Annotated in this window: 18 protein-coding genes; 7 read left to right on the plus strand and 11 right to left on the minus strand. The window is 49.0% G+C overall.

The features are described from left to right. Positions 1 to 52 precede the first annotated feature (52 nt). The 3 genes from BUA12_RS09660 to pta are packed head-to-tail and all read right to left on the minus strand — an operon-like array spanning position 53 to position 3095. Positions 53 to 1231: an MFS transporter gene (locus tag BUA12_RS09660; protein WP_072710404.1), complete on the minus strand. Its 1179-nt coding sequence runs from the start codon at positions 1229 to 1231 to the stop codon at positions 53 to 55. Positions 1232 to 1282: 51 nt separating this feature from the next. Further along, the gene (locus tag BUA12_RS09665; RefSeq protein WP_072710405.1) at positions 1283 to 2110 is read right to left on the minus strand and encodes a lipoate--protein ligase family protein; all 828 of its coding nucleotides are present in this window, start codon (positions 2108 to 2110) and stop codon (positions 1283 to 1285) included. Next, positions 2103 to 3095 carry a phosphate acetyltransferase gene (gene pta, locus BUA12_RS09670; RefSeq protein ID WP_072710406.1) on the minus strand — a complete coding sequence of 331 codons (993 nt, stop codon included), beginning with the start codon at positions 3093 to 3095 and terminating at the stop codon, positions 2103 to 2105. Before pta ends, BUA12_RS09665 begins: the two co-directional genes overlap by 8 nt. Before the next feature lie 137 nt (positions 3096 to 3232). Between pta and hemQ the strand changes: the two genes are divergently transcribed. The 3 genes from hemQ (at position 3233) to fdxA (ending at position 4914) form a co-directional block, all read left to right on the plus strand. Further along, positions 3233 to 3979: a hydrogen peroxide-dependent heme synthase gene (hemQ, locus tag BUA12_RS09675; RefSeq protein WP_072710407.1), complete on the plus strand. Its 747-nt coding sequence runs from the start codon at positions 3233 to 3235 to the stop codon at positions 3977 to 3979. Between the two features lie 302 nt (positions 3980 to 4281). Then, positions 4282 to 4518: a hypothetical protein gene (locus BUA12_RS09680; RefSeq protein ID WP_072710408.1), complete on the plus strand. Its 237-nt coding sequence runs from the start codon at positions 4282 to 4284 to the stop codon at positions 4516 to 4518. 156 nt (positions 4519 to 4674) lie between these two features. After that, complete coding sequence (gene fdxA / locus BUA12_RS09685) at positions 4675 to 4914, plus strand: 4Fe-4S ferredoxin (protein WP_072710409.1); 240 nt, start codon at positions 4675 to 4677, stop codon at positions 4912 to 4914. Positions 4915 to 4977: 63 nt separating this feature from the next. Here fdxA and BUA12_RS09690 read toward each other — a convergent pair whose 3' ends face one another. From BUA12_RS09690 to BUA12_RS09700, 3 genes are read right to left on the minus strand one after another with little or no spacing between them, the layout of a single operon-like run. Then, a complete protein-coding gene (locus BUA12_RS09690) occupies positions 4978 to 5340 on the minus strand; it encodes a DUF423 domain-containing protein (protein ID WP_072710466.1) in 363 nt (120 codons plus the stop codon). A gap of 19 nt (positions 5341 to 5359) precedes the next feature. After that, complete coding sequence (locus BUA12_RS09695; RefSeq protein ID WP_072710410.1) at positions 5360 to 5644, minus strand: DUF5327 family protein; 285 nt, start codon at positions 5642 to 5644, stop codon at positions 5360 to 5362. Next, entirely contained in the window at positions 5641 to 6294 is a 654-nt protein-coding gene (locus tag BUA12_RS09700; protein WP_072710411.1) for a uracil-DNA glycosylase, read from the minus strand. The genes BUA12_RS09695 and BUA12_RS09700 overlap by 4 nt, the downstream gene beginning before the upstream one ends. A 117-nt stretch (positions 6295 to 6411) precedes the next feature. Between BUA12_RS09700 and thiD the strand changes: the two genes are divergently transcribed. The 4 genes from thiD to folE2 all read left to right on the plus strand — a co-directional run bounded on the left by thiD (position 6412) and on the right by folE2 (position 9234). Next, positions 6412 to 7242: a bifunctional hydroxymethylpyrimidine kinase/phosphomethylpyrimidine kinase gene (thiD, locus tag BUA12_RS09705; RefSeq protein ID WP_072710412.1), complete on the plus strand. Its 831-nt coding sequence runs from the start codon at positions 6412 to 6414 to the stop codon at positions 7240 to 7242. A gap of 63 nt (positions 7243 to 7305) precedes the next feature. Then, a complete protein-coding gene (locus BUA12_RS09710; RefSeq protein WP_072710413.1) occupies positions 7306 to 7665 on the plus strand; it encodes a DUF1806 family protein in 360 nt (119 codons plus the stop codon). A gap of 11 nt (positions 7666 to 7676) precedes the next feature. Next, a complete protein-coding gene (gene bshB2 / locus BUA12_RS09715; RefSeq protein ID WP_072710414.1) occupies positions 7677 to 8345 on the plus strand; it encodes a bacillithiol biosynthesis deacetylase BshB2 in 669 nt (222 codons plus the stop codon). A 10-nt stretch (positions 8346 to 8355) separates the two neighbouring features. Beyond that, positions 8356 to 9234, plus strand: coding sequence for a GTP cyclohydrolase FolE2 (gene folE2, locus BUA12_RS09720; RefSeq protein ID WP_072710415.1), 879 nt, complete (start codon positions 8356 to 8358; stop codon positions 9232 to 9234). 13 nt (positions 9235 to 9247) lie between these two features. Here the strand turns inward: folE2 and BUA12_RS09725 are convergent, their stop codons facing one another. Genes BUA12_RS09725 through BUA12_RS09745 form a run of 5 tightly spaced genes read right to left on the minus strand, consistent with a single transcriptional unit; the run spans position 9248 to position 13542 of the window. Beyond that, entirely contained in the window at positions 9248 to 10144 is an 897-nt protein-coding gene (locus BUA12_RS09725; protein ID WP_072710416.1) for a Cof-type HAD-IIB family hydrolase, read from the minus strand. A 47-nt stretch (positions 10145 to 10191) separates the two neighbouring features. After that, positions 10192 to 10665, minus strand: a complete 474-nt coding sequence (gene tadA, locus BUA12_RS09730; protein WP_072710417.1) for a tRNA adenosine(34) deaminase TadA — start codon at positions 10663 to 10665, stop codon at positions 10192 to 10194. Next, on the minus strand, positions 10643 to 11353 hold the full coding sequence (locus tag BUA12_RS09735; RefSeq protein ID WP_072710418.1) for an HAD family hydrolase: 711 nt from the start codon (positions 11351 to 11353) through the stop codon (positions 10643 to 10645). The genes tadA and BUA12_RS09735 overlap by 23 nt, the downstream gene beginning before the upstream one ends. Positions 11354 to 11394: 41 nt before the next feature. Continuing rightward, on the minus strand, positions 11395 to 12339 hold the full coding sequence (locus tag BUA12_RS09740) for an NAD-dependent epimerase/dehydratase family protein (protein ID WP_072710419.1): 945 nt from the start codon (positions 12337 to 12339) through the stop codon (positions 11395 to 11397). A 12-nt stretch (positions 12340 to 12351) separates the two neighbouring features. Beyond that, entirely contained in the window at positions 12352 to 13542 is a 1191-nt protein-coding gene (locus tag BUA12_RS09745) for a glycine C-acetyltransferase (RefSeq protein ID WP_072710420.1), read from the minus strand. Positions 13543 to 13604: the final 62 nt, after the last annotated feature.

Consider the following 13604-nt stretch of genomic DNA (forward strand, 5'->3'; position numbering starts at 1 on the left):
ATCGGGCCTCCTTCTTTTATATCACAATTCCCAATACACGCATGTCGTTAAACTAAATTTCATACTTTTTTTCATGCCTGCCGTAGACGAAGTGGAAGATGACCATCGCCGCCGCTATGGAAAAGACGAGCAGCTGGTAGAGCCCGCCGTAACCGGTGAATGGTACGACCATCCCGAGAAAGAACGGGCCGAAGCCGAGGCCGATTTCCAACATGATGAAAAAAGTTGAAGTCGCAAGACCGACATTATCCCGCTTTGCGACCTTCACACACACCGCCTGGGCCGCCGACTGGAAATTGCCGTAACCAAGCCCGATCAGGAACCCTGCAAGCAGAAGCACACTCCCGGCCGTCGCCTGTCCGAGCGTGAAGAACCCGGCTGCCGTCATGATGAAGGATGGATAGAGGACGACATTCGCACCATACCTGTCCAACATCTTACCCGTGATCGGACGGGTCACCATTACTGCGGCTGAATAGACAAGGAAGAATACACCAGCCGCAGTGACCAGATTCATCCCAAGCGCGTACGTGTTGAGGAATGAGAGCACCGCTGAATAGGCGAGTCCCATGAACAGTATTGAAAGGCCCATCGGCAGGACATCCCTGTCGATCATCACGAATCTCCCTTTCGGCGCAGTTTCCGGCCTCGGCGTATTATTGATCCTGATCACAGGGAGCAGAAATGAGACGGCCAGAACAATGAGACCGACGTAAATCAGCATCATATTGAAACTGATGTGTTCAAGTGCAAGGAACGATAAAAAGGGCCCGAAGGCCGCCCCGAGGATCATGCTCAGGCTGAAATGGCTGATGCCTTCGCCCCGGCGCTCCGGCGGTACGGAAATCGTCGCGAGCGTATTCAGGGCAGTGCTGATGATGCCTGTGGCCACACCGTTCAGCAAACGTACGGCTATCAGGAGATGAAGCCCGCCGTCGATGAAGTACAAAGCATATGTAATGAAAAAGAAGACGGTTCCGATATACATGATTTTCCGGGCGCCCATATTGTTGATCTGATACCCGGTGAGGGCCCGCCCGGCCAGCACCCCGACGATGAATACACTCGCTGCGAATCCGGCGGTGCCCGGCGATGCCCCGTAATCTTCAATCGTCACAGTACCGACCGTCACTAAAGTCGAATACATCGAAAACATCAAGATGAAGTGAAATAGAAAAATGACTGAAAACTCGCGCGTCCAGATTTTACCTTTATATTTATTTTTAGACACTGCACCCCTCCTCTGCCAACATCACAAAACCAGTAACGCTGCGTTACTGGTTTAAAGGGTTGGAAATATTTTCGCATCAAGCGCATGTCTGATATCTTCATTGCGCCTGATCATGCGCCGGATATACTCCTTATACCTGCCGTCAAATTCCCCGGACAGGGTGTACGGGGTCTCGGGGTCGATATTCAGGACATTTAAAAACTTTTCAAGTAGATCATCCGCAGTCCAGCTTTTTCCAAGGAGTTCATTTAAGGATGCCATGACCCGGGGGTTGATATCCGGATAATCGAACTTGGTCTCCGCATCCTTTTTCGCATGACCATAAAATTCCCTCATGACCTCCGCCCGCTCTGCACCGCTTCCGGTGATGCACAAATAAACCTGTACGGCGACACCGTCCCTGATCCGCCTCTGTGATATTCCGGCAAACTTTCTGCCGTCCATACTCAAATCATAACTTCCGGGGCAATAGCTTCCATGAATTTCATATGCTTCCACATCCGCACCGTCCAGCACATGCCGGATCAGGTCGAGCATCAGCTCATAGCCCGCATCAATCGTCGGTGAATGTTTCTTATTCATGATCAGCGAGATGTTCAGCACCCCGTCATCCAGTACGACACCGAGCCCGCCACTGTTCCTTATAATGTAATCATAACCCGTCGAGGTTAAATGGTCCAGGCCGTCCTGAAGATGCGGGAGCCTGGCATCGTGGAGGCCGAGGATGATGAACGGATGATGGACCCATGCCCGGAACTTGAAGGAGCCATCACCGCCCACAACTTCCTGGAGGACATCATCCATCGCGAATGATTGATAAGGATGTACTGTCTCACCGGGCGGTATATAGTCCCACCGTTCAGCAAACAAATCATTCATGGTCATTTTTCATCGCAAGTGCCTGAGTCGCAGTGAATAAGGCAAGATTAAAAACTTCGTCCGTGGTGCAGCCGCGGGATAAGTCGTTGACCGGCTGGTTGAGCCCCTGCAGTATCGGTCCATATGCCTCAAAGCCGCCAAGGCGCTGTGCGATCTTATAACCTATGTTCCCCGCTTCAAGATTCGGGAAGATGAATACATTCGCATTCCCCCGGACTTCGGATCCCGGCGCCTTCTTTTCGGCAACGCCGGGAACGAAAGCTGCGTCAAACTGGAACTCACCGTCAATCGGCACTTCAGGGAGTTTGTCCTTGGCGTATTGTGCCGCTGTCCTCACACGCTCGGTTTCTTCTGTTTTGGCCGATCCCTTGGTAGAGAAGCTGAGCAGCGCCACGGTGGGATCCACGTTGAAGCTCATGGCCGTCCTGGCCGTTTCGACCGCAACTTCCGCCAGTTCTTCAGCATTCAGGACAGGGTTGATTGCGCAGTCGCCCATGACGTAGAGTTCTTCTTCGCGCAGCATGAAGAAGATGCCGCTTGTACGGGAGACACCCGGTTTTGTTTTGATGATCTGCAGCGCCGGACGCACAGTGTGCGGTGTCGAATGCATCGCACCGGATACAAGTCCGTCTGCTTTCCCTGTATATACCATCATGGTTCCAAAGTAGTTCACATCATTTATGATATCGTCAGCCTGTTCTTTGGTCACTTTGCCATTCCGTCTTTCAACGAAAGCATCCGCAAGTTCCTCTTTATCATCACAGCTTACTGGATCGATGATTTCCAGACCCCCGATGTCGAGTGACTTTTCTTCAGCCAGAGCTTTGATTTCATCATGGGCCCCCAATACTATGGGATGAACATAATCGGTTTCATTCAATTCAACCGCCGCTCTCAATATTCTCGCGTCAACACCTTCAGGAAAGACGACTCTCACATTCTGCCCTTCTAAGTTAGCTTTTAATTTATCTAGAAATTGACTCATGATTTCCTCCTTGAAAAGCCTATGTACGAGATTATTATACCTTTTCTGTCACATTTTTTCATCCTTAAATACTTTTAAAACGTTTTCAGTTAGAGTATCATTGATATGATAACAATAAAAAAAGAGAGGTTTTTAAAATGAGCGAAGCTGTTTCAACGTTGGATGGATGGTGGAGCCTTCATCTGCTGTATAATGTCGACTGGGCGTCATTGAAGACACTGGAAGAGTCGGAGAAAAACCGGCTGGTCGGCGAACTTCAAGAGTTTTTGGAGCGTGAGGAAGAAGTTCATCAAAATAAAGAAGGCAGCTATTCATTTTACAACGTGACCGGACAGAAAGCTGACGTCATCCTCTGGATGCTGCGCCCGACAGTCGATGAGTTGAATAAATTGGAGTTGGAATTCAATAAACTCGGCATCAGCAAGTATCTGATCCCTTCCTACTCCTATTTCTCAGTCATTGAAATGAGTGGATACCTTGCCAAGGAATCGGATGAAGATCCTTACGAGAACCCTTATGTCAAAAGCCGCCTCTATCCGGAAGTGCCAAAATCCAAATATATCTGTTTTTACCCGATGGATAAAAAACGTGATCTCGATGATAACTGGTATATGCTTCCCATGGAAGAAAGGCGCCGCCTGATGCGCGACCACGGCATGATCGGCCGCAAGTATGCAGGTAAGGTGAAACAGTTCATCACAGGCTCCCAGGGTCTTGATAAGTATGAGTGGGCTGTGACTTTATTTTCCGATGATATGCTCGAATTCAAGAACATCATCTATGAGATGAGATTCGACGAAACATCTGCAAGATACGGTGTGTTCGGCGATTTTTATGTCGGTGTCCACCTCCCGACGGCGGAGCTGCCTGCGTTTTTCAAGTAGGAACAGATGTTTAGACACCATGGAAATCGGCTATAACAGACTGCTGGATTAATTTTATCAAAGGGGTGTTTATATGGGCCGTTTAATAAGAAGACTTGCAATAGTCCTTGGACCTTTAATTATTAAGAAGATATTCAACAAGAAGAAATCAGGTAAATAACGATATAAATCTGCCGGGGGGTTGGCCATCCGGCATTTTTTTATCCTGCAGGGCTGCACCCTGCTTTGATTTTCCGGGTACCGCTTGTGAAAGCGCAATTATTTTTGATAGTATGTCATAAAACAGTAAATGAGGAAAAATCATGTCATCCAATATCAACAGGTCCAAGAGATGGATACTCATATTCACCGGCACTGTGACTTCCGTCGTCGCCATCCTGCTGCTCGTCACCGGCCTGATCTTCATCATGACGGAAGGCGGGATATTCGGCTTCGCCATAGTGCTTTTCGGCCTGATTTCAATCTGGTTTGCACAGCGGGAATTCAAGGAATATCGTCAGCTGAAGAAGGAAGCTGATGAAATGCGGAAGCAGGGTTAAATTACACGGCTGCAGTCAGCCTAATTATGTATTTTCGCCAAGTTTTCAGAAATGGTTTGAATTATGGGCGGTATTCACTTACCATTCAATTATAATCAGATTTAAGCGAATCAAACTTTAAGTGAATGAATCCATATATTAAAGGAGGTAATTCTAATGGCATTTGTAATCACCCAGCCATGTATCGGCGAGAAAGCAGGAGACTGTGTGGACGTATGTCCGGTCGACTGTATAGAAGAAGGGGAAGATCAGTACTTCATCGATCCCGACATCTGCATCGACTGCGGTGCGTGTGTCACCGTATGTCCTGTCGAGGCGATCATTGAAGAATACGACATGACCCCGGAAGACGAACCATTTTTCGAAAAGGCCAAGAAATTCTACGGCCTTGCGTGATGATGGATTGCATAACAATACCCGTTCATGATGAAAGCCGCACCCTGTGAGGGTGCGGCTTTTTTAGATCCCAGCCATTCCTATGATCACCATCACCCAGGCAGCCAGAAACAGTACGCCGCCGATCGGGGTGACCGCCCCGAGGACTGAGATGCCTGAGACCGCCAATACATACAGTGATCCGCTGAAAAAGATGATGCCTGCGAACATCAGCCAACCGGCCGCATTCATCGGCACACCGGTGAGTCCGACCAGGATGCCGATCGCGATCAAACCGGCCGCATGGAACATCTGATACTGCACTGCCGTTTCCCAGATCCCCAGATAATGATCGCTGATCCGGCCTTCCAGCCCATGTGCGCCGAATGCACCCAGTGCGACTGATATGAACGCATTCACAGCACCCAATATTACAAATAATTTCATATCCATTTACTCCCTGCTGTTAAAAATCAAAAATCGATTCATCCGTCCGCTTATTTTCCCGCGGCGCTCCCTCATCCTGACTGCCGCCCATCAATTCGAGCATCCTTTTGTCTTTATCCGTCAGACCCGGCCCCGCTGCTTCTTCCTGTATGCGGCCGGCCTTCCGGTCATCTTCCGGCTGTGCCTTCAGGATGCCGACCAGCGTCTCGATTGTGTAGAGGTGCTTCTCAAACTCTCCGGGCCTGGACGAAACCTCGAGCATGTGCAGCTCTGATTTGATCTGTTGTATGATCTGCCGCTTCATTTCCGCTCACTCCAGTCCACCATCGCCCGACCGTTGGCATGCAGGTATTCATTCGCCCGGCTGAACGGCTTTGAGCCGAAAAACCCGCGATACGCGGATAAAGGGCTCGGGTGTACGGATTTTATTATCAGGTGCTTCGAGCCGTCTATGAGCGCCTCTTTTTTCTGTGCGGGCTTACCCCAGAGAATGAACACGACATTTTCAAGTTCTTCGGATACGATTCCGATGATACTGTCCGTGAACTTTTCCCAGCCGAGTCCACGATGTGAATTGGCCTTGTGTGCATCCACGGTCAGGACCGTGTTGAGCAGTAAGACCCCCTGGTCCGCCCAGTCCTTCAGGCTGCCGCCGGTGCGTTCAATGCCGAGGTCATCTTCGAGCTCTTTGTATATGTTACGGAGGGACGGCGGAATTTTTACATCCTCGTTCACGGAAAACGCTAGACCGTGCGACTGCCTTTCCCCGTGATACGGGTCCTGCCCGAGGATGACCACCCTGACATTTTCAAATGAGGTCAATTCGAATGCTGTATATATTTCCTCCCTTGGCGGGAATACTTCACCGTTTTTAAATTTATCTTCCAGAACTTCTTCCAGTGTACTGAAATCATGCTGTGCCTTTATCTTTTTGAATATATCCGCCCATTCCATTTTCATCACCTCTTACAAAATTTTATTATACCATTCCTGTAAGCAATGCTCTAGAAATACACCGTCATATATAGTAAAATATCATTATTAATCTAATAGAGGAAAAGAGGAAATTTTATGAAGCTTCAAAAGACCCTTACCATCGCGGGCACCGATGTCAGCGGTGGTGCAGGCATCGCCGCTGACCTGAAGACATTCCAGGAGCATGAGACTTACGGAATGTCCGTCATCGTCACCACTGTGACGATGGATCCGGAGACCTGGTCCCACCGGGTGTTCCCTACGGCTTTGGAAGTCGTGGATTCACAATTGGAAACAGCTTTATCAATTTCACCGGATGCCATCAAGACAGGCATGCTCCCTTCCGAAGAAGTGATCGAAAAAGCGAAGGAGGCTTTTTTGAACAGCGATGCAGAATCATTCGTGATCGATCCGGTCATGGTATGCAAGGGTGATGATGAAGTCCTGAATCCCGGCCTTGTGGATGCGATGATTGAACACCTGCTCCCGCATGCGACGATCGTCACTCCCAACCTGGTCGAAGCAGGCCACCTGACCCGCCGCAGGACACCCAAAACGCTTGAAGAAGTGAAGGAGTGTGCAAAGGAAATCGTCAAACAAGGCGCAAAAAACGTCGTCATCAAAGGCGGCACGGGCATCGAGGGTGACAAAGCGATCGACGTGTACTATGATGGTGAAGCATTCCATCTGCTGACCACCGAGAAGATCGATGCTTCATACAACCACGGGGCAGGATGTACATTCGCCGCTGCAATCACCGCAAACCTCGCCAAAGGTGAAGCACCTCTTGAAGCGGTGCAATCGGCCAAGGCGTTCGTCACCTCGGCAATAAAGAACGGCTGGAGACTGAATGAACATGTGGGCGTCGTCAGACACGGCGCAGCGAATACAGTGGAAGAGATTGAAGTAACAGAAGAGAAGATTTAAAAGAGATAGCCCGTCTATCTCTTTTAAATTGAATTCATATGCAGAAGTGGGAGTTGCATTTTAATGGAGACTATTGACCGCGGAAAAGTGCAGGAAATGTTGAATCAATATCAAAATCAACCTGTTTACATCCACGTCGAAATAACGAGCGGCGTGTATGCAGATCATTTGAACGAGGATGTCTTCAATGCAGGGACATTCCTCCGGAACATCCAGGTCGAATATATCCAGGGTGCCATCCGGGGCGGCAAAGATGGCGCATACCGCGTGGGCCTGAAGCTCGTGAACGGCGGATGGATATATGTCCTCGGCCTGACGCATTATGCCATCAATGAAAACGACGAATTCATCATGCACGGTTTCGACCATGACGGCAAATTGGCAAGCGCATTGGAAATATCTTCCAATGAGTTTTTCAAATAGGAGGCATCACAATGGAAAAAGAAAGACATGTTTTAGTCGTCTTCCCCCACCCGGATGATGAGGCATTCGGTGTTTCAGGCACCATCATGAAATACATCGATTCAGGTGTGCCCGTGACATACGCCTGCCTGACATACGGGGACATGGGAAGAAGCCTGGGGTATCCTCCTTTCGCAACGAGGGAATCATTACATGATATAAGGAAGCAGGAAGTTGAGAAAAGTGCTAAAATAATGGGGCTGACTGATTTAAGGCTTCTCGGTTACAGGGATAAAACACTCGAATTCGAGCCGCCCGGCCATTTGGCTTCCGTCATAAAAGACATGATGGATGAACTCAATCCTTCAAGGATCATTTCCTTCTACCCGGGATATTCGGTCCACCCTGATCACGAGGCGACTGCAGAAGCTGTCTTAAAGGCAGTCGAGGACATGCCTCCTTCGGAAAGGCCTGCCCTTCAGCTCGTCGCTTTTGCCAAGAGCACACTGGATGACCTTGGAGATCCTGACATCATCAATGACATCACCGGTTATGAAGATAAAAAAGAACAGGTGATGGCGGCACACATTTCCCAGACCGGCCCGTTGCTCAAAAGGCTGGCTGCCGGGACTGTAGAAGGACAGGAAGCAAGGGAAGCTTATTTGAAGTTGGAACAATTTTACAGTTATGATATAGATTAAGGAGATTATTATGGAAGAATTGGATTTAACGACACGAGAAGGTCGTTTTAAACATTTTGGTTCTGTTGAACCTGTGAAAGGGACGAAACCAACAGAAAAAGCTGAAATGGCTGATCTTCAAAATTCTAAAAAAGATTTTCTATTTGCAGTCGAGTCCGTGGGCATCAATAATTTAAGTTATCCGGTGGTGATTGGTGATTTCCAGTCAGTCGGCAACTTCGAACTCGCAACCAGCCTGCGCCGTGAAGAGAAAGGCGTCAATATGAGCCGTTTGCTCGAGGCGCTCGAAACGGAGAACAGAAATGGCGTCAGACTTGATTTCGCAACGCTTGAACAAGTCCTTAAAGTGCTCCGTGACCGGATGCGTCAGGAAAATGCCGAAGTCACCGCAGATGGGAAATGGTATTTTTCCAAGCCGAGTCCCGGCACGAATCTGCACGGTATGGCCCACGCTGACGTCAAATACTCACTTGCACTGGATGAAGGCGGACTGACAAGAAAACAGTTCGGTATGACAGCCATGGTCACGACGCTGTGCCCTTGTTCAAAAGAAATCAGTGAATACAGCGCCCATAATCAGCGCGGCTACGTCAAAGTGCTGATAGATGTCGATCCTGGGGCGGACTTGCCTGAAAACCATAAGGAAATCGTTTATGAATTACTTGAAATAAATGCATCAAGCCAGCTCTACCCTATCCTCAAAAGGACGGATGAGAAGATGGTGACGGAGCGCGCTTATGAAAATCCGCGTTTTGTTGAAGATCTGATCCGTCTGATTGCATACGATATTGCAGAGCTTGACTGGGTCAAAGGTTTTGAGCTGGAGTGCCGCAACGAAGAAAGCATCCATCAGCATGATGCCTTCAGCCGCATGAAACACCAAAAATGAAAAAAGACATCCTTTACGGATGTCTTTTTTCATTGGAAGTGAATTCCAGTTCATTGTTCAGGACTTTCTCTATCGCTTCAGCTACACCGTCATGGGTATTCGTCCCCGTCACCACATCGGCGATCGCCTTCACTTCAGATGTCGCATTTCCCATGGCTACAGAAGTGCCGACACGCTTCAGCATTGATATATCATTAAGGTTGTCCCCGATGGCCATCGTCTCGTTCAGTTCAACGCCCAAAGTTTCTGCCAGCTTTTCAAGTGCAATGCCCTTTTGTGCTTCTGCATGCGTGAGTTCGATATTACCGTGTGACGACGCTGAAACAGCAACATCACCGATTTCATTCAGATAGTTTTTGGCTCTGACAAGTTTAGGCCTGGAGGACGAAGCCGCAAGGAATTTCAATATGTTTTCATCTTCGCTTTCGTATACAGCCCGGTAGTCCTGGACTTCCTGTAATGAAGTTTTTGCGAGCCGCTCGCGCATCAGCCTTCGGATCTTTTCAACATCAGGGGTGCCTCCGGACTGTCTTGCCAGCTCTATGAAAATATCTATATCCCTTTCAATGCTCGTTGTATATATTGCCCGGTCGGTATAGACCTGATAAAAGACATCTTCAGCTTTCAGCACTTCCGTCACATCTGCAATCAGATCACGGGTCAGAGGATGGCTCGCCACCACTTCATGTGACGCATCACGCACCTGTGCACCGTTCAAACAGATGTACGGGATCTGAAGTCTGTACTCCCGCACTATCGCATGTGCTTCATAGTAGGCTCTGCCTGTTGCAATGACGACATGAATGCCCTGCCCGATCGCCTTATTGATCGCGAGTATCGTCCTCGGCGTGATTTCATGCTCCGGTGTCAGCAGGGTCCCGTCCATATCAATTGCTATCAACTTGACCATAAGCTAGATAAAACTCCCTTTAACTTGATATATTTTAATATTATGATTCATGTGTCCCTTTTGCGTCTCAAATCCTTGAAAAAATCTTTCAGGATCCTGCTGCATTCCTCTTCCATGACACCTTCCGTCACAAGCGGCCTGTGGTTGAATCGGGGCTCATCAAGGAGTTCCATCAGGCTTCTCACAGTACCGCCCTTTTTATCATAGGCACCGAAAACGATATGTGGCAACCGGCTCATTATGATGGCTCCTGAACACATGACGCAGGGTTCCAGTGTGACATACAGGGTGCAATCCTCCAGTCGGAAAGACTCGAAACGATCACTCGCCCTGTGGATTGCAATCATCTCGGCGTGGGTTAATGGGTGGCCTTCAGTTTCCCTCAGGTTATGGCCGCGTGAAATGATTTCTTTTTCATGCACCACAACCGCACCAATGGGCACTTCGCCTTTTCCATACGCTTTTCCCGCTTCTTCCAGTGCTGCCCTCATGAAGAATTCATGGTCGTTTGGTTTTGGCATTGACTATAAACTCCCCGTCCCGGATCAGATCCGTTACACTGTCGACGATCAAATCAGCGCCTTTCAGCTGCTCCCGCCTCGATGTACCGCTTAAGACACCTATCGTGTAAAGGCCTTCTTCTTCACCGAGCAAGGTGTCCGCATTATTATCCCCGATCATCACCACATCATCCACATCGTATTCATGCCTTTCCAAAAATGGCCGGACCACCCTGAAATCCGGCTTTTTATAGTCAGTGTCATCCCCGGCCACGATATCATCGATCAATTCCGTGAGTCCGAGTTGACTGACGAAAAGCTCCGCCCCTTTCCTTGAATCACTTGTGACGATGACATTCTTATAATCCAGCGATTTCAGCGTGGTGAGCACTTCCCTCGAACCATCGATCAGCTCCATGTGGCCTGCGATGAAATCCAGATTTTCCTCATAAAATTCCTGTGCCCACTTTCCCCCGCCAGCGGCAAATCCTTCGTATACAGCATGTATATCTGCACCCGTACCGCTGGCAGCTACGGAGTCGGATAGCATTTTGTTGTTTTCAAGGCCGAGCGCGCGTGCGACGTCTTCTTTTTGCGGATGAAGTCCGAAGTGCTCTGTAAAAGCTTCAACACTTTTAATCGCAAAAGGCGTCCATACTTTTTCATAATTCAACAATGTGCCGTCCTTATCAAACAGTATCGCTTTCAATTCCTGTCCTCCTGTTAAAAATAAGAAGGCACAATGCCTTCTTACACTTTATCTTTTATTGCGTTTATCATTTCTGCGGTCATTTTTTCCAAATCGAACATGGGATTGAAACCCCACTGCCTTTCGGCTTCACTGGTATCGATCGAATCCGGCCAGCTTTCGGCAATTCCCTGTCTGACCGGGTCCACGTCATAATCCAGCTCGAAGCCGGGTATATGCTTCCTGATCTCCCGGGCGATCATTTCGGGCTCGATGCTCATTGCCGAAACGTTGAAGGCATTCCGATCGACCAGATTTTCCGCATCCGTCTCCATCAATTGTATCACAGCATCGATGGCATCATCCATATACATCATGTCCATATAAGTCCCTTCCCCGATACAGGACGTATACTTCCCAGCCTTCACCGCCTCAAAATAAATTTCAACAGCATAGTCGGTGGTCCCGCCGCCCGGCTCCTTGATGTGTGAAATCAGGCCGGGAAACCTGAGCCCGCGCGTATCCACGCCAAATTTATCGAAGTAATAATCGCACAGCAGCTCCCCCGCAACCTTATTTACCCCGTACATCGTGGTCGGCCGCTGAATCGTCGTCTGCGGTGCGTCTTTTTTGGGTGTGGAAGGGCCGAAAGCCCCGATGGAGCTCGGCGTGAAGAATTTCGCTTTCCTTTTCCTCGCGACTTCGAGTGCATTGACGAGTCCACCCATATTGATGTCCCAGGCAATCAGCGGTTTCGACTCGCATGTGGCACTGAGGAGCGCCGCCATATGCATGATGGTGTCCGGCTTGAACTCATCCGCTATACTCACCATCTCATCATACCTTCTTACATCCAGTATTTTAAACGGCTTACCCTTTAATGGTCCTTCGGCAGGCGCATTGATGTCCGTCGCCAGCACATTCTCCTCACCGTATATTTCCCTCAGCCTGACGGTCAGCTCTGTACCGATTTGCCCGAGGGCCCCCGTGATCAATATTCTTTCCATAATAATCCCCTTTTATGATATCACATTTAATTCTTTTCCGACTTTTTCATAAATTTCCAGTGCCTCATCGAGCATTTCTTTCGTATGCGCCGCTGTCGGCATATTCCGCACACGGCCGGTGCCTCTCGGCACAGTCGGAAATACGATGGACTTTGCATAGACGCCCTCTTCCATCAACCGCTTTGAGAACGCCTGGGTGGTTTTCTCATCACCGATGATGCACGGCGTGATCGGCGTTTCCGAATTGCCGATATTGAAACCAAGTGTCTCAAGGCCTTTCTTCAAATAATCGCCGTTTTCCCACAAGCGGTCATGCAGCTCAGTGGAGGCCATCAGCATCTTCACTGCTTCATTGATCGCTTTAGTATCTCCCGGCGTCAGAGACGTGGAGAACAGGAACGGACGTGCCGCCACTTTCAAATAATCGACCAGGTCCTGAGTACCGGCGATGTAACCGCCGACGACCCCGATCGCCTTGGACAGCGTGCCCATCTGGATATCGACTTCCTTCTCAAGTCCGAAGTGCTTAACCGTACCGGCCCCTTTGCCCATGACGCCGGAACCGTGTGCATCATCCACATAAGTGATGAGGTCGAATGCCTTGGCGATCTCGACGATTTCAGGAAGTTTCGCAACATCCCCGTCCATTGAAAACACACCGTCGGTGATGTACATCACTTTTTTAAACTGACCGGACTCGGTCGCTTCCCTGGCCTTCTTCCTCAGATCATCCATATCGGAGTGATTGACACGGATGATCTTTGCGCGCGACAGACGGCAGCCGTCGATGATCGATGCGTGATTCAATTCATCGGACAGTATCGCATCTTCCTTATCCATCACACCCTGTATCGCTGCCATGTTGCAGTTGAAACCGGACTGGAATGCGACCGCCGCTTCCGTCCCCTTGAACTTCGCAAGGGTCTCCTCCAATTCAACATGGACATCCAGTGTACCGTTGATCGTCCTCACTGCACCTGCTCCGACACCGTGGGAATCTATCGTGTCCTTCGCTGCTTTCTTCAATAGTTCATCTGTCGCAAGGCCGAGGTAGTTATTCGACGACAGATTGATCAGCGCTTCGCCGTCAATGTCGATCACCGGCCCATTCGCGCCCCTTACCACATTGATTTCATTGTACAGACCATTGTCCTTCAAATCCTGCAGATTCGAAGATAAAAATTCGTTCAAAATTTTAGACATTTACCTCTCTCCTCTCGTTTCCATTTTATCACAATAAAGCGCTTTCTTTTATATGAAAATCG

The organism is Lacicoccus alkaliphilus DSM 16010 (assembly GCF_900142805.1).
GTDB classification, from domain to species: Bacteria; Bacillota; Bacilli; order Staphylococcales; family Salinicoccaceae; genus Lacicoccus; species Lacicoccus alkaliphilus.